This window comes from Streptomyces sp. NPDC001700, assembly GCF_053596435.1.
In genome coordinates, this window is sequence record NZ_JBSFGE010000006.1 from 468025 (window position 1) to 490437 (window position 22413).

Sequence of the window (22413 nt, forward strand, 5' to 3'; positions counted from 1 at the left end):
GTCAAGAAGGCAGTTCCCGGTCGATGAACGCGAACAGTTCGTCGTCCGACGCGGCTTCCACGGCCTCGTCGTCCACGGTGTGGCCGACCGCGTTGGCGGCCTCCGGCGCACCGTCGCCGAGCCGCCACAGCAGGGCCTCCAGGCGCTTCGTCAGCCTGCCCCGGGCCTCGTCGTCGGGGGCGAACGTGGCCATCGCTCCCTCCAGCTTCTCCAGCTCGCCGAAGACGGGGCCGGACGTGTCCGCGGCCACGGGGCACAGCTGGGTGCGGAGGTCGTCGGCGATGGCCGCAGGCGTCGGATGCCGGAAGATGAACGTGGCGGGCAGCCGCAGCCCGGTGGCCGCGGCGAGCCGGTTGCGCAGCTCGACGGCGGTCAGCGAGTCGAAGCCCAGATCCTTGAACGGGGTGTCGCTGGACACCGCCCCGGCATCGGTGTGCCCCAGCACCGCGGCGGCCTGGGTGCGTACCAGGCTGAGCAGTTCGCGGTGTTGTTCAGCCGGCGGCAGCGCGGTGAGCCGACCGACCAGTCCTGCGGCGGGCGCGCCGGTGGCGGCCGTTCGCCGTGCTGTGGCTCCACGGGCGTCGCTGGTGAGGGCGCGCAGCAGGGCCGGGAGCGCGTCGGCGGGCTGTGCGGACAGGGCGCGGACATCGAGGTCGACGGCGGCCGGTTGAGGGTCGCCGTGCCAGCAGGCGGCGTCCAGCAGCCGCAGCGCCTGGTGGCTGGACATCGCGGCGATTCCGGACCGGGCCATCCGGGCCAGGTCCGCCTCGGCCAGATGCCCGGTCATCCCGCTGGCCTCGGCCCACAGCCCCCAGGCCACCGATACGCCGGGCAGACCGGCGGCCTGGCGGTGGGCGGCGAGGGCATCACAGAAGGCGTTGGCCGCCGCGTAGTTGGCCTGCCCGGGGCTGCCCATGACCCCGGCGGCCGAGGAGAACATCACGAACATGGCCAGGGGAAGGAGTGCGGTGGCGGTGTGCAGGTTGGCCGCGGCGGTGGCCTTGGCTCCCCACACCCGCGCCAGCCGCTCCGGCGATTGCGAGGTGACGACGGCGTCGTCCAGCACGCCTGCGGCATGGATGACACCGGTCAGCGGATGCGCGGGGTCGATGCCCGCGACGAGATCGTTGACCGCGTCGGGGTCGGCCACATCGGCTGCGGCGATGCGTACCTCGGCGCCCAACTCGCCCAGCTGGATGGCCAGTTCCTTGGCGCCGGTCGCGTCGGGGCCGCTGCGGCTGACGAGGAGGAGATGGCGGACGCCCCAGGTGCGGACGAGGTGTTCGGCCACCTGACCGCCCAGGGTTCCGGTGCCCCCGGTGATGAGTACCGTGCCCTCCTGATCCACCGGGGCCGGGATGTCGAGCACCAGCTTGCCGGTGTGCTTGGCCTGGCTCAGATACCGCAGCGCTTCCCGCGCCCGGCACAACGGCCATGCCCGGACCGGCGGCGGCGCCAGAGCCTCCGACGCGAACAACTCTGCGAGTTCGTTCAGCATCCGGCCGATACGGTCCGTCCCGGCACCCGTGATCAGGTCGTACGCCTCGTACCGCACCCCGGGATACTCCGCCGCGATCTGCTCCGGATCACGGATGTCGGTCTTCCCCATCTCCAGCAACATGCCGTCCTCGGCCAGCAGCCGCAGCGAGGCGTCCACGAAGGGCCCGGCCAGGCTGTTCAGTACGACATCCACGCCACGGCCACCAGTGGCCTCCCGCACCACCTGCTCGAAATCCAGATCGCGCGACGAGGCCCGGTGAGCGGCGTCGATGCCCATGTCCTCCAGCACCGCATGCTTGCCGGGACTCGCCGTGGCGTAGATCTCCGCACCCACGTGGCGGGCGATCTGCACCGCCGCCATCCCCACACCACCCGTCGCGGCATGGATCAGCACCGACTGCCCCGGCCGGAGTCCGGCGAGGTCCGTGAGCCCGTACCAGGCGGTGAGGAACGCCACCGGTACGGCGGCCGCCTGCTGGAAGGTCCACCCGGCCGGTACGGGGGCCACCAGCCGTGCGTCCGTGACCGTCAGCGGGCCGAAGGACTGGTCGAAGACGCCCATGACCTCGTCTCCCACCGCGACTTCGGTCACTCCGGGGCCGATGTCCACTACCACACCGGCACCTTCGCCACCCAGCCCGGTCTGTCCCGGGACCATGCCCAGGCTCACCACGACGTCCCGGAAGTTGATACCGGCCGCGCGGACGGCGATGCGCACCTGGCCCGTTCCCAGCGGCTCCAGCACCTCCGGGCAGGGCACCGGCACCACGTTGTCCAGGGTGGCCGTGCCGACGGTGTCCAACCGCCACGCGGCCGGTTGCTCCACCGGGCCCACAAGCCCCGCGCCACCCGCACCGGCCCGGACGAGGCGGGGCACCAGGACCCGCCGCGCGCGGATGGCGAGCTGTGGTTCGTCGCTCTCCACGGCATGCGTGACGGCAGCCCGAACGGTGTCGGTATCGGTGTCGTGGTGGGGGTCGAGGTCGAGCAGGAGGAACCGGCCGGGATTCTCCGACTGGGCACTGCGTACCAGGCCCCACACGGCGGCGGCAGCCACGTCCTCACCGTCTGTGACCGCGCCGTGGGTGACGACCACCAACCGGGCGTCGGCCAGCCGTGGTTCGGCCAGCCAGCCCTGGAGCAGAACCAGCGTCCGTTCCGTCATGGCCAGACCCTCGGCCGCCAGCTCGTCGCCGATGCCCATGGCCGGTACGTCGGCGAAGACCACCGGCGGGGTCGGTTCCCCGCGATCGAGCGCCTCGATCAACGCGGTGAGATCCGCGAGGTGGTTCGCCCATGGTCCGGCGAGGTACGGGGAATCGGCGCCCAGGACGGCCCAAGGGCTGTCGTCGCCCGCTGGTTCAGTAGTGCCCACGGTGAGGGGCAGGGAGGTCCAGTCGAGGGTGAACAGGCTGTCCGTACTACGGGTGTGCACCGACCGCAGCTGGTCCACGCTCGCCGGGCGCATCGCCACCGAATCCACGGTCAGCACCGGCACACCGACCGGATCGGCCACGGTCACGCGCAGCGCGCGTTCGCCGTCCACGCACTGCTCGTGGGGGGAGAGCCGGACCCGGACCGTGGTCGCCTCGGCCGCCCAGAGCCGCACGCCGTTCCACGCGAACGGCAGCCACACCTGGCCGGGGGCGGTCTCGGTGTCCGTGCCGGTGGCGAGCTGGTCGATGAGCAGGGCCGGGTGCAGGGCCGCGTCGAGGAGTGCCGGGTGGATGCCGAAACCACCGTGCTCGCCAGCGGCGTCCGGCAGCACCACCTCGGCCAGGACGTCCGCGCCGTCCCGCCACACCGCCCGCAGTCCCTGGAAGGACGGGCCGTACGCATATCCCGAGGCCGCGACACGTGCGTAAAATCCCTCGGTCTCCAGCGGCTCCGCGCCCGCCGGGGGCCATGCGCCGCCCAGAACCGCCGCGTCGTCGGCGCGGTCGACGGGCGCGCTCAGTACGCCCTCCGCGTGGCACACCCACGCGGCACCGGGGTCGGCATCGCCATCGGGCCGCGAGTACACCCGCACGTCGCGTCGTCCGTCGTCCCCGGGCGCGCCGACGACCACTTGAAGCCGCACCCCACCGGACGGGGGCAGCACCAGCGGGACCTGGAGCGCCAGTTCCTCCACGCCACCGGCGCCGACCTCGTCGGCCGCTCGCAGAGCCCACTCCGCCAGGGCCGCGCCGGGCACGAGTACCGCGTCCGCCACCACGTGGTCACCGAGCCACGTCTGCCTGTGCGCCGAGAGCCGCCCCGTCAGCACCTGGCCGCTGCCATCGGCAAGCTCCACGGCGGCGGCCAGCACGGGGTGCCGCGCGGACACCAGACCGATGTCGGCGGGGTCGCCTCCGCGACCGCTGTGGCCCGCCAGCCAATACCGCTCCCGCTGGAAAGCGTACGTGGGCAGCTCCACGACCCGGGGCGTGGGCGAGGCGGGGTACAGGGTCGTCCAGTCGACGTCGACTCCGGCGATGAACGCCTGGGAGAGCGCGCGGAGCAGCTGGGCCCGGTCTCCGTGATCGCGGCGCAGCGTGGGGACCGTGACGGCCTCCGCGCCGGTCCCCTCGAAGGTCTCCTGCATGCCGAAGGTCAGCACGGGGTGGGTGCTGGTTTCGATGAACACCCGATGCCCGTCGGCCAGCGCCGCTTCGAGCGCGTCGGCGAACCGTACGCGCTCCCGCAGATTCGTCACCCAGTACGCGGTGTCCAGATGCGCGGTAGCGGCGTGGCCGCCGGTCACCGTGGAGTAGAACGTGATGCCTGTTCCGGGGGTGTCGTTCGGGTGGATACCGTCCAGTTCGTGGAAAAGCTCGTCGCGGATCTCGTCGATCTGGGGGCCGTGTGAGGCGTAGTCCACGTCGATGAGCCGCGCGCGGTCGCCGTTCTCCTGGCATGCGGCCACCACGCCGGCCACCTGCTCCGGGGGACCCGAAATAACCGTGGAGGAGGGCCCGTTGACCGCCGCCACGCCCACCCCGGCGGCCTGATCACCGAGCCGGGCCAGCAGCTGTCCGGCCTGCTCCTCACCCACGCCCAGCGACGCCATCGCTCCGCCACCGGCCAGCTGGCGCAACGCCCGGCTGCGCAGGGCCACCACCTTCGCGCCGTCCTCCAACGACAGCGCCCCGGCCACGACCGCAGCCGCGATCTCGCCCTGACTGTGGCCGACCACAGCCGCAGGCTTCACACCATGCCCGGCCCACACCGCCGCCAGGGACACCATCACCGCCCACAACACCGGCTGCACCACATCCACCCGGCCCAGATCGCCCCCGGAACCACGCAGCACATCCGTAAGCGACCAATCGACGTACGGCGACAAAGCCCGCTCACACTCCGCCACCCGCCCCGCGAACACCGGCGACGTGTCGAGCAGCGCGGCCCCCATACCGGCCCACTGGGCCCCTTGGCCCGGGAACACCAGCACCGGACCCATGGCGGCCGTCGGTGCCGGAGCACCCGTGTGCGCCACATCCGGGTGGGACTCCCCTGTTGCCAGGGCCTCGACCGCCGCCACCAGCTCGGCGCGGTCGTCGCCCACCACTACCGCACGATGCTCGAACACCGACCGTGTGCTGACGAGCGACCAGCCCACGTCCACCGGCGTCACCTCAGCGCCCTTCAAGCACGCGACCAGCGCCCCGGCCTGCCCGCTCAGCGCTTCTGCGCTGCGCGCGGACAGCACCCAGGGCACGGCACCACCGTGCTCGGGCACCGGCTCCGCCTCGGGCGGCATGTCCGGGGCCTGCTCCAGGATCACGTGGGCGTTCGTACCGGAGGCGCCGAAGGAGGACACTCCAGCCCGGCGCGGACGCTCGACCTGCGGCCACTCCACGGAATCGGTCAGCAGCCGGACCGCACCGCTGTCCCAGTCGACATGCGGTGTCGGCTCGTCGATGTGCAGCGAGGCGGGCAGTACGCCATGCCGCATGGCCTGCACCATCTTGATGACACCGGCCACACCCGCCGCCGCCTGCGTATGCCCGATATTCGACTTCACCGACCCCAGCCACAGCGGCTCATCGGCAGTGCGTTCCTGGCCGTACGTCGCCAGCAGCGCCTGCGCCTCGATCGGGTCACCCAGCGTCGTCCCCGTACCGTGCGCCTCGACCGCGTCCACCTCGGCGGCCGACAGGCCCGCACCGGCCAGCGCCTGCCGGATCACCCGCTGCTGCGACGGACCGTTCGGCGCCGTCAACCCGTTCGACGCACCATCCTGATTCACCGCCGAACCCCGGATCACCGCCAACACCTGGTGGCCGTTGCGCCGCGCATCCGACAACCGCTCCAACAACAACAGGCCCACACCCTCGCCCCAGCCCGTACCATCAGCGGCTGCGGCGAAGGGCTTGCAGCGCCCATCGGGGGCCAGGCCGCGCTGGCGCGAGAAGCCGGTGAACACATCCGGCGTGGCCATCACCGTCACACCACCCGCCAGAGCGAGCGTGCACTCGCCCTGCCGCAGCGCCTGCGCCGCCAGATGCATCGCCACCAGCGACGACGAACACGCCGTATCCACCGTCACCGCCGGACCTTCCAACCCGAGCGTGTACGCCACCCGCCCCGAGACCACGCTGCCCGAGCCTGCGAGCATCGCGTAGCCTTCGAGCTTGGCATCGGCGCCGCTGCTCAGTCCGGTGGCGTAGTCGTGGTACATGACCCCGGCGTAGACGCCGGTCGGGCTGCCCTTCAACGACACCGGGTCGATACCGGCCCGCTCCACCACCTCCCACGCGGCCTCCAGCAACAACCGCTGCTGCGGATCCGTCGCCAGCGCCTCGCGCGGGTTGATACCGAAGAACCCCGCGTCGAACGCGTCGGCGTCGTGGAGGAAGCCGCCCTCGTTCGCGTAGCTGGTGCCGGGGTGGTCGGGGTCCGGGTGGAAGAGGCCGTCCAGGTCCCAGCCCCGGCCGGTCGGAAACTCCCCGATCACGTCCTTCCCCGAGGCGACCAGCTCCCACAGCGTCTCGGGAGATGTCGCGCCACCGGGGAACCGGCAGGTCATCCCCACGATCGCGATCGGCTCACCCGAGTCGGCCACCGTCATCGCCGGGCCGCGCGCCACCGCGGACTCACCCACCAACCGGGTGCACAGATAGGTGGCCAGGGCGTGCGGTGTCGGATAGTCGAACACCATCGTCGCAGGCAACCGCAACCCCGTCACCGCCGACAAACGATTACGCAACTCCACCGCCGTCAACGAATCAAAACCCAACTCCTTGAACGCCACCCCCGACCGCACCTCACCCGACGAACCAAACCCCAACACCACCGCCACACAACCCCGCACCACCTCACCCACCACATCCAACCGACCACCCTCATCCAACCCCACCAACCTCCCAACCAACCCACCAGCCGACACACCACCAACAGCCACCCGACGCCGCACACGACCCACCACCAACCCACGCAACACCGCAGGCACACCACCACCCACCACCCCCGCCACATCAAGATCCACCGCAACCACCAACGGATCCGGGACCCGGCACGCGGCATCCAGCAGCGCGAGTCCGCGCTCGGACGACAAGGGCCGCATTCCGCGCAGCCGGGTCAGATCCATGTGGCCCATGTGCCCGGTCATGGCGCTGGCCTGCTCCCACAGCCCCCATGCCACCGACAGCCCGGGCAGCCCGCGACCCCGGCGGCGGGCGACCAGCGCATCGACGTAGGCGTTCGCCGCCGCGTATCCGGCCTGCCCGGCGTTGCCCACCACCCCGGCGGCCGAGGAGAACATCACGAACAGGCCCAGCGGCAGACCCGCTGTCGCGGCATGCAGATGCGCCGCCGCCGTGGCCTTGGCCGCCCACACCCGCGCCACTTGTCGCGGGTTCAGTGAGGTCACCACCGCGTCGTCCAGCACGCCTGCGGCATGGATGACCCCGGTCAGCGGATGTTCCGCATCGACCCCCGCCACCAGCTCTGCCACCGCGCCCGCGTCCGTGACATCTACGGCGGCGATCCGCACCCGCGCGCCGAGGTCTTCCAGCCGGTCGGCCAGCTCCCGTGCGCCGGGAGCGTCCGGCCCACGGCGGCTCACCAGCAGTAGGTAACCGACCTGCCACGTACGGACGAGGTGTTCGGCGACCAGTCCGCCCAGCAGGCCCGTGCCACCGACGATGAGCACGGTCCCGTCCGGGTCGAGAGCACCGGACGCCCCTGGCCGCTCGGTGGTGGACTCGTCACCGCCCGCGCGGGCGACGGCCAGCCGGGGCACCAGCAACTGTCCGTCCCGCATGGCCACCTGCGGCTCATCAGCCCGTACGGCCCGCGCCACGGCGTCGGCCACGCTGCGATGGGTCGCCTCGGCGTGGGCATGCGGGTCCGTGTCCAGGAGGACGAATCGGTCCGGATGCTCCGCCTGGGCACTCCGCAGCAGGCCCCATACGGCGGCACCGGCCAAGTCCACCTCCTCGGCACCCGTGACCGCACCCCGCGTCACCACCGCCAATCGGGCGTCAGCCAGGCGTGGTTCGGCCAGCCAGCCCTGCACCAGTTCCAGCGCATGTTCGACAGCGGCCAGCTCCGCATCCGCCACGAGGTCATCGTCGGCGGGCTCACCCACGGCGGGGAGATACGCCAAGGCCACGGCCGGAGCAGGCGTACCGCCGTCCATCGCGGCGGCCAACGCCGTCAGGTCCGGGTGGCAGACCGCACCACTGGCGCTATCGCGTCGGTCCAGGACCACCCAGTCGTCGTCATCCGCCGTGACCGACTCGGTCTCAGGCAAGGACGTCCAGTCGAGGGTGAACAACCCAACGGCATCGCGCCTGCCCACGGACCGCAGCTGCTCGGCGTCGGCCGGACGCATCGTGAGGGAGTCCACCGTGAGGACGGGAGCGCCCCCGGCATCGGCCACGAGGAGACGTAGTCCGCGCTCGCCGTCCCCGCTCCCCTGGCGCGGCGTGAGCCGCACGCGGACCGTGGTCGCGTCCGTGGCCCACAGGGATACACCGTTCCAGACGAACGGCAACCACAGCTGCCCGGCCTCCGCCTGGTCGTCCGCGTCGGCGGCGGCGAACCGGTCGGCCAGCAGGAGGGGGTGCAGGGCGGCGTCGAGGATCGCCGGGTGGATACCGAAGCGGTCATGGTCCCCGGCTGCCTCGGGCAGCGCCACCTCGGCCAGCAGATCGTGGCCATCGCGCCACACCGCCCGAAGCCCCTGGAAGGACGGGCCGTACGCGTACCCGATCGCCGCCGCGCGATCGTAGAACCCCGCCACCTCCAGCGGCTTCGCATGCGCCGGAGGCCATGCGCCGGGCAGCTCCTCCGCCGGGCCGCTCGGGGACGGCGGGCTCAGCACGCCATCGGCGTGGCACACCCACCCGGGGTCGGCGCCCGGCTCGGTGGTGCGGTCGGGGCGGGAGTACACCCGTACGTCGCGCCTTCCGTCCTCCGCCGCCTCACCGACCACCACCTGTACGCGCAAGCCACCCGACTCGGGCAGGGTCAAGGGCACCTGCAGCGCCAGCTCCTCCACGCCGCCGCACCCGGCTTCATCGGCCGCCCGCAACGCCCACTCCACCAGCGCCGCACCGGGCAGCAACGCCGCACCCGCGACGGCATGCTCGGCCTGCCAGCCGCCACCTCCGGCGGAGACCCGGCCGGTCAGCAGCAACCCGCCATCGGGCAGTCCGACCGCAGCGGGCAGCAAGGCGTGCTCCACACGCTGCAACCCTGCCGCCGACACATCCCCCGCTCGACCACTCGCGGCAGCCACCCAGAAGCGCCGACGCTGGAAGGCATACGTCGGCAGATCCACCGTCCGTGGCGTCGGGTCGGCCGGGAACAGGGTCGTCCAGTCCACCGGGACGCCCGCGACGAACGCCTCGGCAAGGGAGCGCACCAGCTGCGCCCTGCCCCCGTGGTCACGGCGCAGCGTCGGGACGGTCACCGCGTCGACGCTCGCCCGCTCGAAGGTCTCCTCCATGCCGACCGCGAGGACGGGGTGGGTGCTGGCCTCGATAAACACCCGATGCCCGTCGGCCAGCGCCGCTTCGAGTGCGTCGGCGAAGCGTACGCGCTCCCGCAGATTCGTCACCCAGTACGGAGTGTCCAAACCGCTGGTGGAGATCCGGCCGCCGGTCACCGTGGAGTAGAACGTGATGCCGCTTCCAGACGTGTCGTTCGGGCGGACACCGTCCAGTACGCGCATCAGCTCGTCGCGGATCTCATCGACCTGGGGACCATGCGAGGCGTAGTCCACGTCGATCAGCCGCGCCCGGCCACCGTTCTCCTGACAGGCGGCCACCACAGCGGCCACCTGCTCCGGGGGACCCGAAACCACCGTAGACGACGGCCCGTTGACCGCCGCCACACCCACTCCAGCCGCTGGGTCACCCAGCCCCGACAGCAGCCGACTGGCCTCCTCCTGCCCCACACCCAGCGACGCCATCGCCCCACCGCCCGCAAGGCTGCGCAACGCCCGACTACGCAGCGCCACCACCTTCGCGCCGTCCTCCAACGACAGCGCCCCGGCCACGACCGCAGCCGCGATCTCGCCCTGACTGTGGCCGACCACCGCCGCAGGCTTCACCCCATGCCCGGCCCACACCGCCGCCAACGACACCATCACCGCCCACAACACCGGCTGCACCACATCCACCCGCCCCAGGTCGCCCCCGGAACCGCGCAGTACATCGGTGAGGGACCAGTCCACATACGGCGACAAAGCCCGCTCACACTCCGCCACCCGCCCCGCGAACACCGGCGACGCATCCAACAACGACGCACCCATCCCCACCCACTGGGACCCCTGCCCTGGAAACACCAGCACCGGACCCACAACACCCACCAAAGCCGGAGCCCCCAAATGCACCACACCCGGATGCGACCCCCCAGCCGCCAACGCACCCACCCCGGCCACCAGCTCCGCGCGCTCCTCACCCACCACCACCGCACGATGCTCAAACACCGACCGCCCCGCAACCAACGACCAACCCACATCCACCGGCATCAACTCCGCATCAGCCACCCGCGCCACCAACGCCCCCGCCTGACCCCGCAACGCCTCCACACTCCGCCCCGACACCACCCACGGCACCACACCCTCAACAGGCCGAACCACCTCAACCCGCTCAGACACCTCCGGAGCCTGCTCCACGATCACATGCGCATTGGTGCCGCTGATTCCGAACGAGGACACCCCTGCCCGCCGTGGCCGGTCGCCGCGCGGCCACTCCACGGGCTGGGTCAGCAGCCGTACGCCGCCCCCATCCCACTCCACGTGCGGGGTCGGCTCGTCCAGGTGCAGGGTCGCGGGCAGCATCTCGTGACGTAACGCCATCACCATCTTGATCACACCGGCCACGCCCGCCGCGCCCTGCGTATGGCCGATGTTGGACTTCAACGAGCCCAGCCACAGGGGACGGCCCTCCGGCCGGTCCTGCCCGTAGGTGGCGATGAGCGCGTCCGCCTCGATGGGGTCGCCGAGGGTGGTGCCGGTGCCATGGGCCTCGACGGCGTCGACCTCGGACGGGGCCAGCTGGGCGCTGGTCAGCGCCTGGCGGATGACGCGCTGCTGCGACGGGCCGTTCGGCGCCGTGAAGCCGTTGCTGGCGCCGTCCTGGTTGATGGCCGAACCCCGGATGACGGCCATCACCCGGTGACCGTTGCGCCGCGCGTCCGACAGGCGTTCCAGCAGCACCAGGCCGACGCCTTCACCCCACCCCGTGCCGTCGGCGGTGGCGGCGAACGCCTTGCACCGGCCGTCCGGGGACAGGCCACGTTGCCGGGAGAATCCGGTGAACACCTCGGGGGTGGCCATCACCGTGACGCCACCGGCCAGGGCGAGCGTGCATTCGCCCTGCCTCAGTGCCTGACTCGCCAGGTGGATGGCCACCAGCGAGGACGAGCACGCCGTCTCCACCGTGACGGCCGGGCCTTCGAGGCCGAAGGTGTAGGACACGCGTCCCGACAGCAGGCTCGGCGCGTTGCCCGCGTATCCCTCGGATGCCTGCTCCGGAAGGTCGCCGCCCGAGGCCGCGCCGCCGGTGGTGGCCGTACCGGCGTAGACCCCCGTGGGGGAGCCCTTCAGCGAAAGGGGATCGATACCGGCCCTCTCGAACGCTTCCCATGCGGTTTCGAGCAGCAGCCGCTGCTGCGGGCTGGTGGCCAGGGCCTCGCGCGGGCTGATGCCGAAGAACTGGGGGTCGAATTGATCGGCGTCGGCAAGGAATCCGCCCCGGCGGACATAGGTGGTGCCCGGGTGGTCCGGGTCCGGGTGGTACAGGCCCTCCAGGTCCCAGCCCCGATCGGTGGGGAAGTCGCCGATCGCGTCGACTCCTTCGGACACCAGGCGCCACAGCGCTTCGGGCGTGTCCACCCCGCCCGGGAAGCGGCACGCGACGCTCACCACGGCCACCGGTTCCTGGGAGCGCTCTTCCACCTCACGGAGGCGCAGCCGCGTATCGTGCAGATCCGCGGACACCCGCTTCAGGTACTCGACCAGCTTCTCTTCGTTCACGTTCACATTCACCATGAGGTTTCACCCGGCCTTAAGCGGTCGTCGCGCCCGGCACATTCAGGACACACCCAGTTCGTTGTCGATGAAGTCGAGCACCTGGGCCGCGGACGCGGACTCCAGCCGCTCCGCGGCAGTCGAATCCCGCTCCGACAGATTCCGTCCCGCCAGGTTCCGTGTCGCCTTCCATGTGGCCAGCAGACTCTCCAGCCGGGCCGTGATCGCCCCGGATTCGCCGTCCGCCACGTCGAGACCGGCCAACGTGGCCTCCAGCTTGGCCAGTTCGCCGAGTGCCGGGTCGGCGCCGGACCGGGCCCGCGAGCCGTCCTCCTCGGGGGCGAGGCGTTCCAGTAGGTAGTCGGCCAGGATGGCCGCCTCGGGGTAGTCGAAGACGAGGGCGGCGGGCAGCCGCAGTCCGGTGGCGGCTGCGAGCCGGTTGCGCAGTTCCACGGCGGTCAGCGAGTCGAAGCCCAGATCCTTGAAACTGGTGTCCGCCTGGACCGCTTCCGCGTCCGCGTGGCCCAGCACGGTGGTCGCGTGGCCACGGACCAGATCGAGCAGCACCCGATGCCGCTCGTCGGCGGACATTCCCGCCAGTCGGCCCGCCCAGTCGACCGGCTGCGCACCGGCGGCCGCCGCCGTACGCCGTCCCGCCGTACGCCCCGCAGCGGCGCCCGCCACGACCAGGGCGCGCAGCGCGGCGGGCAGGGTGTCCGGGGGCTGGGCGGCGAGGACGCGCGTGTTCACATCGGCCGCGATCAGCTGGTGGCCGCCGTGCTGGACCGAGGCGTCGAGCAGCGCCAGGGCGTGGTCGCCGCTCATCGCGGCGATACCGGAGCGGGCCATGCGGGCCAGGTCCGCTTCGGTGAGGTTTCCGGTCATCTCACTGGACGCGGCCCACAGCCCCCATGCCACGGACACACCCGGCAGCCCTTCGGCCCGGCGGCGGGCGGCCAGTGCGTCGCAAAAGGCGTTGGCCGCAGCGTAGTTGGCCTGTCCGGGGCTGCCCATCACTCCGGACGCGGAGGAGAACATCACGAACATGCCGAGCCGCAGGTCCGCCGTCGCCGCGTGGAGATGCGCCGCCGCCCGGGCCTTGGCCGACCACACCCGGGCCAGTCGCTCGGGTGTCTGCGAGGTGAGCACCGCGTCGTCCAGGACACCGGCCGCGTGGATCACCCCGGTCAGTGGGTGCTCCGGGTCCACTCCCGCCACCAGGGCGGCCACCGCAGCGGCCTCGGTGACATCGGCCGCCTCGATCCGTACCACCGCGCCCAGTTCACCCAACCGAGCGGCCAGTTCCTTCGCGCCTGGGGCGTTGGGGCCACTGCGGCTGACCAGCAGCAGATGCCTGATGTGCCACGTGCGCACCAGATGCTCGGCAACCAGGGCGCCCAGGGTGCCGGTGCCGCCGGTGATCAGTACGGTGCCGCCGGGGTCGACGGGGGCCGGGACGTCCAGCACGAGCTTGCCGGTGTGCTTGGCCTGGCTGAGGTAGCGCAGTGCCTCCCGCGCGCGGTCCAACGGCCAGGCCCGCAGCGGCGGCGGTTCCAGGACCCCGGCGGTGAAGAGCGCGCCCAACTCGGCCAGCATCCGGGCGATACGGTCCGGTCCGGCGTCCCCGATCAGGTCGTAGACCTGGTAGCGCACACCCGGGTGGTCGGCCGCGATCCGCTCCGGATCACGGATGTCGGTCTTGCCCATCTCCAGCAGTCGGCCACCCTTGTGCAGCAGCCGTAGCGAGGCGTCGACGAAGGGACCGGCGAGGCTGTTCAGTACGACGTCCACGCCACGGCCGCCGGTTGCCTCCCGTACTGCGTGCTCGAAGTCCAGGTCGCGCGAGGAGGCCCGGTGAGCGGCGTCGATGCCCATGGTTTCCAGCACCGGGTGCTTTCCGGGGCTGGCCGTGGCGTAGACCTCGGCGTCCAGGTGGCGGGCGATCTGCACCGCCGCCATGCCCACTCCACCGGCTGCCGCATGAATCAGCACCGACTCGCCCGCGCGGAGGCCGCCCAGCTCCACCAGCCCGTACCACGCGGTGAGGAACACCACCGGCACCGCGGCCGCCTGCTGGAAACTCCACCCGGTGGGAATCGGCGCCACCATACGCGCGTCCGTCACCGCCAGCGGGCCGAACGCGCGGTCGAAGACACCCATGACCCGGTCGCCCACCGTCACCTGGGTCACTCCCGGCCCGACCGCGACCACCACTCCGGCGCCCTCGCCGCCCAGCCCGGTCTGGCCGGGAACCATGCCCAGACTGATCAGGGCGTCGCGGAAGTTGATGCCCGCCGCGTGCACCTCGACCCGCACCTGACCCGCGCCCAGCGGCTCCAGTACCTCGGGGCAGGGCACCGGTTTCACGTTGTCCAGCGTCGCCGTGCCCGTCAGCTCCAGCCGCCACGCGGGCTGCCCCGCGAGCCCCACCACTCCCCCGCTGCTCGCCCCACCGGCGCGCATCAGGCGCGGCACCAGGATCCGCCCGGCGCGCAGCGCCACCTGAGGCTCGTCCATCGCAACGGCCCGCAGTACGCCGTCCACCACGCTGTGGCCGGGGACCGCACCGACCGGCTCACCAGCAGGATCGAGGTCGAGCAGCAGGAAGCGGCCCGGGTTCTCCGCCTGCGCACTGCGTACCAGCCCGCACACCGCGGCACCGGCCGCGTTCACACCACCGTCGCCCTGTCCCTCGTCCTCGGACGCGCCGACCGGGACCGCGACCGCGCCCCGGGTGACGACCACCAACCGGGCATCGGCCAACCGTGGCTCGGCCAACCAGCCCTGCATCAGCGCCAACGCCTCTTGGGTCAGGGCCAGTCCGGCATCCGCCACGTCGCCGTCCGGGGAGGGCGCCGAAAGAGCGGCGATGCCCACCGAGGGAACGGCCGCCCCACCATCGAGCGCGGCGATCAGCGACTCCAGATGCGGATGGCAGACCGTGTCCTCCCCGATCGGGTCCGCCGCCCCCGCCTGGCCCAGCACCACCCAGTTGGCGGTCTCCGACTGGGCATCGTGGCTTTCCGGTGGCGTCGGCAGCGGCGTCCAGTCCAGGGTGAACAGTCCGTCCACATCGGGCCCTGCGGCGGCCCGCAGCTGTTCCGGGTCGGCCGACCGCATCACCAGCGCATCGACCGTCAGCACCGGAACGCCCACAGCATCGGCCACGACGACCCGTAGTCCCCGCTCCTCCTCCGCGCCGTCCTCCGACGGCCGCGACCGGGGAGAAAGCCGAACCCGTACGGTCGTCGCGTCACTCGCCCACAACGACACGCCCCGCCAGGCGAACGGCAGCCACACCTGGGCGCCGTCCCGTTCCAGCTCGGGCTCGGGTTGCGGCTCGGACGGGTCGAGCAGCAGCGCCGGGTGCAGGGCGGCGTCCAGCAGTGCGGGGTGAATGCCGAAGCCGTCGCGGTCACCGGCAGCCTCGGGCAGCGCCACCTCGGCGAGGACGTCCGTACCGTCCCGCCACACGGCCTGTACGCCCTGGAAGGACGGGCCGTACGCGTATCCGGCCGCCGCCGCGCGCTCGTAGAACCCGGTCACGTCCACCGGCTCCGCCTCCGCCGGAGGCCACACCCCGGGCAGTTCCTCCGCCTCGCCATCGGCGGACGGCGGGCTCAGCACACCTTCCGCGTGGCACACCCATCCGGGGTCGGCGCCCGGTTCGGCATCGCGGCCGGGGCGGGAGTAGATGCGCACATCGCGCCGCCGGTCCTCGGTGGCCGGGCCCGCCACCACCTGTACGCGCAAACCACCCGACGCGGGCAGCACCAGCGGCACCTGGAGCGCCAGCTCCTCCACACCGCCGCACCCCGCCTCATCGGCTGCCCGCAGCGCCCATTCCACGAGCGCCGCACCGGGCACCAGCACCGCCCCGGCCATCACGTGTTCGGCCAGCCAGCTCTTGGTGCCCGCAGCCGAGATACGGCCGGTGAGCACCACCCCGCCGTCGGCCAGCCCCACCGCGGCGGGCAGCAACGCATGCTCCACACGCTGCAACCCGGCGGCAGCCACATCTCCGACTCCACCGGCAGCGGACAGCCAGTACCGCTCACGCTGGAAGGCGTACGTCGGCAGGGCCACCGTTCGTGGCGTGGGGTCGGTCGGGAACCAGCTGGTCCAGTCCACGTCGACCCCGGCGGTGTGCAGCCGTGCGAGGGTGTGGCCGAAGGCGCGTACGTCGGGTTGCTTACGGGTCAGCGTGGCCCCCACCAGTGGGCTGGTGTCCGTAGTCGCGTGGGCGAGGGTGTGTTGTGTCGCGGTGGCCAGGACCGGGTCCGGTCCCAGTTCCAGGAAGACGCCTGTCTCGGGGGCGATGCGGGTGATGGCGGGGTGGAAGTGGACGGGCTGGCGGATGTGTTCGGCCCAGTAGCCGGGGGTGGCGATGCGCTCGTCGGCCAGCTCTCCGGTGAGGTTGCTGAGCAGCGGGAGGGTGGGCCGGTGATAGGTCAGATCCGTGATGGCCTGGGTGAACGGTTCCAGGATGGGGTCCATCAGCGGGGAGTGGAAGGCGTGGCTGACGGTCAGGGTCTTGGTCTTGCGGCCCTTGGCGGCCCAGGCGGCGCTGATCCGGACGACCAGTTCGCTGGGGCCGGAGATGACGGTGTTGCCGGGGGTGTTGAGGGCGGCGATGCTGACCTGGCCGCCGTGTTCGGCGAGATCGTCGGCCAGTTCGTCGGGGGTGGCGGCGATGGTGGCCATGCCGCCGCCTTCCGGGAGCCCGCCCATCAGCGTGGCGCGGGCGGCCACCAGGCGGCAGGCGTCCGGCAGGTCGAAGACACCGGCCACATGAGCGGCTGCGACCTCACCGATGGAGTGGCCGATCACCACATCGGGGCGCAGCCCCAGCGAGTCCAGCAACCGGGCCAGGGCGATGTGCAGCGCGAACAGCCCCGCCTGGGCGTAGGTGGTGTGGTCCAGCAGCTGTGCGTGCTGCTGGTTGAACACGACATCGCGGAGTGGGTGTTCCAGGTGCGGGTCCAGGAGGGTGCAGACCTCGTCGAAGGCTTCGGCCAAGACGGGGAACCGGTCGTACAGCCCGGCCCCCATCCCCACGCGCTGGCTGCCCTGTCCGCTGAACAGCCACACGGTCTTCCCGGACGGGACCGCGCCCGAGGGCGGGCCCACCACTCCCGGATGCGGTGCACCGGCCGCCAGGGCCTCGACTGCCGCCACCATGTCCGCCCGTTCGCTGCCCAGCACCACGGCTCGCTGCTCGAACAGCGACCGGGACCTCAGCAACGACCAGCCCACATCCACCGACTTCAATGCGGGGTCCTCGGCCACATGCGCCACCAGCGACGCGGCCTGCCCGCGCAGCGCCTCCGTACTGCGCGCGGACAGCACCCAGGGCACGACATCGCCGTGCTCGGGGACCGGTTCCGGCTCAGGTGGCGCGTCCGGGGCCTGCTCCAGGATGAGGTGGGCGTTCGTACCGGAGGCGCCGAAGGAGGACACTCCGGCACGGCGGGGACGCTCGGACTGTGGCCACTCGATGGGCTCGGTCAGCAGCTGTACGGCACCGCTGGCCCAGTCGACATGGGGTGTCGGCTCGTCGATGTGCAGCGAGGCGGGCAGTACGCCATGCCGCATGGCCTGCACCATCTTGATGACACCTGCCACCCCAGCGGCCGCCTGTGTATGCCCGATATTCGACTTGATGGACCCGAGCAGCAGTGGCTGATCGGCGGTGCGTTCCTGGCCGTACGTCGCCAGCAGTGCCTGCGCCTCGATCGGGTCGCCCAGCGTCGTTCCCGTACCGTGTGCCTCGACCGCGTCCACCTCGGACGCCGACAGCCCGGCACCGGCCAGCGCCTGCCGGATCACCCGCTGCTGTGACGGACCGTTCGGCGCCGTCAGACCATTCGACGCACCATCCTGATTCACCGCTGAACCCCGGATCACCGCCAGCACCTGGTGGCCGTTGCGCCGCGCATCCGACAACCGCTCCAGAAGCAGCAGCCCGACGCCCTCACTCCAGCCGGTGCCGTCCGCGGCTGCGGCAAAGGGCTTGCAGCGCCCATCGGGAGCCAAGCCGCGCTGGCGCGAGAAGCCGGTGAACACATCCGGCGTGGCCATCACCGTCACACCACCCGCCAGAGCGAGACTGCACTCGCCCTGGCGCAACGCCTGCGCCGCCAGATGCATCGCCACCAGCGACGACGAACACGCCGTATCCACCGTCACCGCAGGCCCCTCCAACCCGAGCGTGTATGCCACACGCCCCGAGACCACGCTGCCCGAGCTGGCGAGCATGGCGTAGCCCTCCAGCCGTGGATCGCCACCGCTGAGCCCGGCCGCGTAGTCGTGGTACATGACTCCGGCGTAGACGCCGGTCGGGCTGCCCTTCAACGACACCGGGTCGATACCGGCCCGCTCCACCACCTCCCACGCCGCCTCCAGCAACAACCGCTGCTGCGGATCCGTCGCCAGCGCCTCGCGCGGGTTGATACCGAAGAACCCCGCGTCGAACGCATCCGCGTCGTAGAGGAACCCGCCTTTGCGGGCATAGGACGTGCCGGGGTGGTCGGGGTCCGGGTGGAAGAGGCCGTCTAGGTCCCAGCCCCGGCCGGTCGGAAACTCCCCGATCGCCTCATCGCCCGAGGACACCAGGTCCCACAGGCTCTCCGGGGAGGTGACCCCGCCCGGGAACCGGCAGGTCATCGCGACGATCGCGATCGGCTCGTCGGTGGCCGCCGAGGTCACAGCAGGCATGGTGGGTCGGGCCGTCTCGCCGCCCAACCGGGTGCACAGGTAGGTGGCCAGGGCGTGCGGTGTCGGATAGTCGAACACCATCGTCGCAGGCAACCGCAACCCCGTCACCGCCGACAAACGGTTACGCAACTCCACCGCCGTCAACGAATCAAAACCCAACTCCTTGAACGCCACCCCCGACCGCACCTCACCCGACGAACCAAACCCCAACACCACCGCCACGCAACCCCGCACCACCTCACCCACCACATCCAACCGACCACCCTCATCCAGCCCCACCAACCGCCCAGCCAACCCACCAGCCGACACACCACCAACAGCCACCCGACGCCGCACACGACCCACCACCAACCCACGCAACACCGCAGGCACACCACCGCCCACCGCCCCCGCCACATCAAGATCCACCGCAACCACCAACGGATCCGGGACCCGGCACGCGGCATCCAGCAGTGCCAGTGCCTTGGGGGTGGACATCGCCGCGATGCCCGAGCGGGACATGCGGGCCCGGTCCACCTCGGCGAGCTTTCCGGTCAGGCCGGAAGACTCGGCCCAGAGGCCCCATGCCACCGACAGCGCCGGAAGGCCCATGGCCCGGCGGTGGGCGGCGAGGGCATCACAGTAGGCGTTCGCCGCCGCGTAGTTGGCCTGGCCGGGGCTGCCCAGCACTCCGGCGGCCGAGGAGAACATCACGAACAGGCCCAGTGGCAGATCCGCCGTCGCGGCGTGCAGATGCGCCGCCGCCGTGGCCTTGGCCTCCCACACCCGCGCCAGGCGCTCCGAGGTCTGCGAGGTGAGCACCGCGTCGTCCAGGGCACCGGCGGCGTGGATCACCCCGGTCAGTGGGTGCTCCGCGTCGACCCCCGCCACCAGCTCCGCCACCGCGCCCGCATCCGTGACATCTACGGCGGCGATCCGCACCCGCGCGCCGAGGTCTTCCAGCCGGTCGGCCAGCTCCCGTGCGCCGGGAGCGTCCGGCCCACGGCGGCTCACCAGCAGTAGGTGGCCGACCTGCCACGTACGGACGAGGTGTTCGGCGACCAGTCCGCCCAGGGTGCCGGTGCCGCCCGTGATGAGCACCGTGCCCTCCGGGTCGAGCACGGCCGGGACGACGTCCGACGGCTGGTCGGTGTCGGCCCGCATCAGCCGGGGCACCAGGACCTGGCCGTCCCGGACCGCCAGCTGGGGTTCGTCCCGTTCCACCGCACACGCGGCCGCGTCCCGCACACCATCGGCCAGGACATCGGCCTCGTGCTCGAGGTCGAGCAGGAGGAAACGTCGCGGATTTTCCGCCTGCGCACTGCGTACGAGGCCCCATACAGCGGCACCGGCCACGTCCACGTCCTCAGCACACGCGACCGCGCCCCGCGTCACCACGACCAACCGGGCATCGGCCAGCCTCGGTTCGGCCAGCCAGCCCTGCACCAGTTCCAGCGCACGTTCGACAGCGGCCAGACCATCGGTCGCCGACACGGCATCGGGAGCGGAGTGCGGAAGGCAGGCGAAGGCAACGGATGGGACCGGATCGTCCGTGTCGAGTGCCGCGACCAGCGACTCCAGGTCCGGGTGCCGTACCGCACTCGATGCGCTCTCGTCCGCCTGGTCGAGGCCCAGGACCACCCAGCCGTCGTCATCCGCCGTGGCCGGCACGGCGGGCAACGGCGTCCACTCCAGCGCGAACAGCCCGTCCACGCCACGCGCGCCCGCAGCCTGCAGCTGATCGATCCGTGCCGGGCGCGATACCAGGGAGTCCACCGTGAGGACCGGCTCCCCGGTGGCGTCGGCCACCACCATCCGCAGTCCCCGCTCGCCGTCCACGCCATGCTGCTGCCGGGAGATCCGCACCCGCACGGTGGTGGCTCCGGTGGCCCACAAGGACACGCCGTTCCAGGCGAACGGCAGCCACACCTGGTCGTCGTCCTCGTCCCGCTCGGACGAGGCGCTCAGCAGCGCCGGGTGCAGCGCGGCGTCCAACAGCGCCGGGTGGATGCCGAAGCCTTCCTCGTCCCCCGCCGACTCGGGCAAGGCCACCTCGGCGACGACATCCGCCCCGTCCCGCCACATCGCACGCAGCCCCTGGAAGGCAGGCCCGTACGCATATCCCACCGCCGCGGCCTGCTCGTAGAACCCGTCCAGTTCCACCGGCTGGGCGCCTGCCGGGGGCCACGCGCCGTGCACTCCCTCGGCCGTGGCTCCGGTGTCCTCGCGTGGCGGACTCAGTACGCCCTCCGCGTGGCACATCCACCCCGCTACGGAGTCGGCGTCTCCCGGACGGGAGTACACCTGGACCTCACGCCGTCCGTCCTCGGCCGCCTCGCCCACCACGACCTGTACGCGCAAGCCACCCGACTCGGGCAACACCAGGGGCACTTGAAGCGCCAGCTCCTCGATCCCGCCGCAGCCGACCTCGTCGGCCGCTCGCAACGCCCACTCCACGAGCGCCGCACCCGGCGCCAGGACCGCCCCCGCCACCACATGGTCGCTGAGCCAACCCTCGCCGCCCCTGGCCGTAATCCTTCCGGTGAGCAGGTGCGTACTGCCGTCGGCCAGCTCGACCGCGGCGCCCAGCAGCGGGTGTCCGGCGGAGACCAGCCCGAGGTCACCGGGGTCACCGGCCCCGCCCGATCCGGCCATCCAGAAGCGCTGGTGCTGGAACGGGTAGGTGGGCAGGTCGACGGTGCGCGGTGTCGGGTCGGCCGGGAACAGGGCCGTCCAGTCCACCGGGACGCCCGCGACGAACGCCTCGGCAAGGGAGCGCACCAGCTGCGCCCTGCCCCCGTGGTCACGGCGCAGCGTGGAAACGGTCACCGCGTCGACGCTCGCCCGCTCGAAGGTCTCCTCCATGCCGACGGTGAGCACGGGATGGGTGCTGGCCTCGATAAACACCCGGTGCCCATCGGCCAACAGCGCCTCGATCGCGTCGGCGAAGCGTACGCGCTCCCGCAGATTCGTCACCCAGTACGCGGCGTCCAGCCCGGCCGTATCGGCTCGGCCGCCGGTCACCGTCGAGTAGAACGCCACGTCGTCCGAGGGCGCGGCGACGGGCGTCACGCCGTCCAGTACGCGCATCAGCTCGTCGCGGATCTCATCAACCTGGGGACCGTGCGAGGCATAGTCCACATCGATCAACCGCGCCCGATCACCGTTCTCCCGGCAGGCGGCCACCACAACGGCCACCTGCTCCGGCGGACCCGAAACCACCGTAGACGACGGCCCATTGACCGCCGCCACACCCACACCAGCCGCCTGATCACCAAGCCCGGCCAGCAGCTGTCCGACCTGCTCCTCCCCCACCCCCAGCGACGCCATCGCCCCGCCATCGGCCAGCTGACGCAACGCCCGACTACGCAGCGCCACCACCTTCGCGCCATCCTCCAACGACAACGCCCCAGCCACCACAGCCGCCGCGATCTCACCCTGACTATGACCCACCACCGCAGCAGGCCGCACCCCATGCCCCGCCCACACCGCCGCCAACGACACCATCACCGCCCACAACACCGGCTGCACCACATCCACCCGCCCCAGGTCGCCCCCAGTCCCACGCAGCACATCGGTGAGGGACCAGTCCACATACGGCGACAAAGCCCGCTCACACTCCGCCACCCGCCCCGCGAACACCGGCGACGCATCCAGCAACGACGCACCCATCCCCACCCACTGCGACCCCTGCCCCGGAAACACCAACACCGGACCCACAACACCCACCAAAGCCGGAGCCCCCAAATGCA

At 71.8% G+C, this 22413-nt stretch carries 2 protein-coding genes; both read right to left on the bottom strand.

The genetic code is table 11. The features are described 5' to 3' along the window. Nucleotide 1: 1 nt before the first annotated feature. The gene (locus ACWC5C_RS15285; RefSeq protein ID WP_450875863.1) at nt 2–11977 is read right to left on the bottom strand and encodes an SDR family NAD(P)-dependent oxidoreductase; all 11976 of its coding nucleotides are present in this window, start codon (nt 11975–11977) and stop codon (nt 2–4) included. A gap of 51 nt (nt 11978–12028) precedes the next feature. Next, nucleotides 12029–22413: SDR family NAD(P)-dependent oxidoreductase (locus tag ACWC5C_RS15290; protein ID WP_450875864.1), on the bottom strand; the 10385-nt coding region annotated here is incomplete at its 5' end.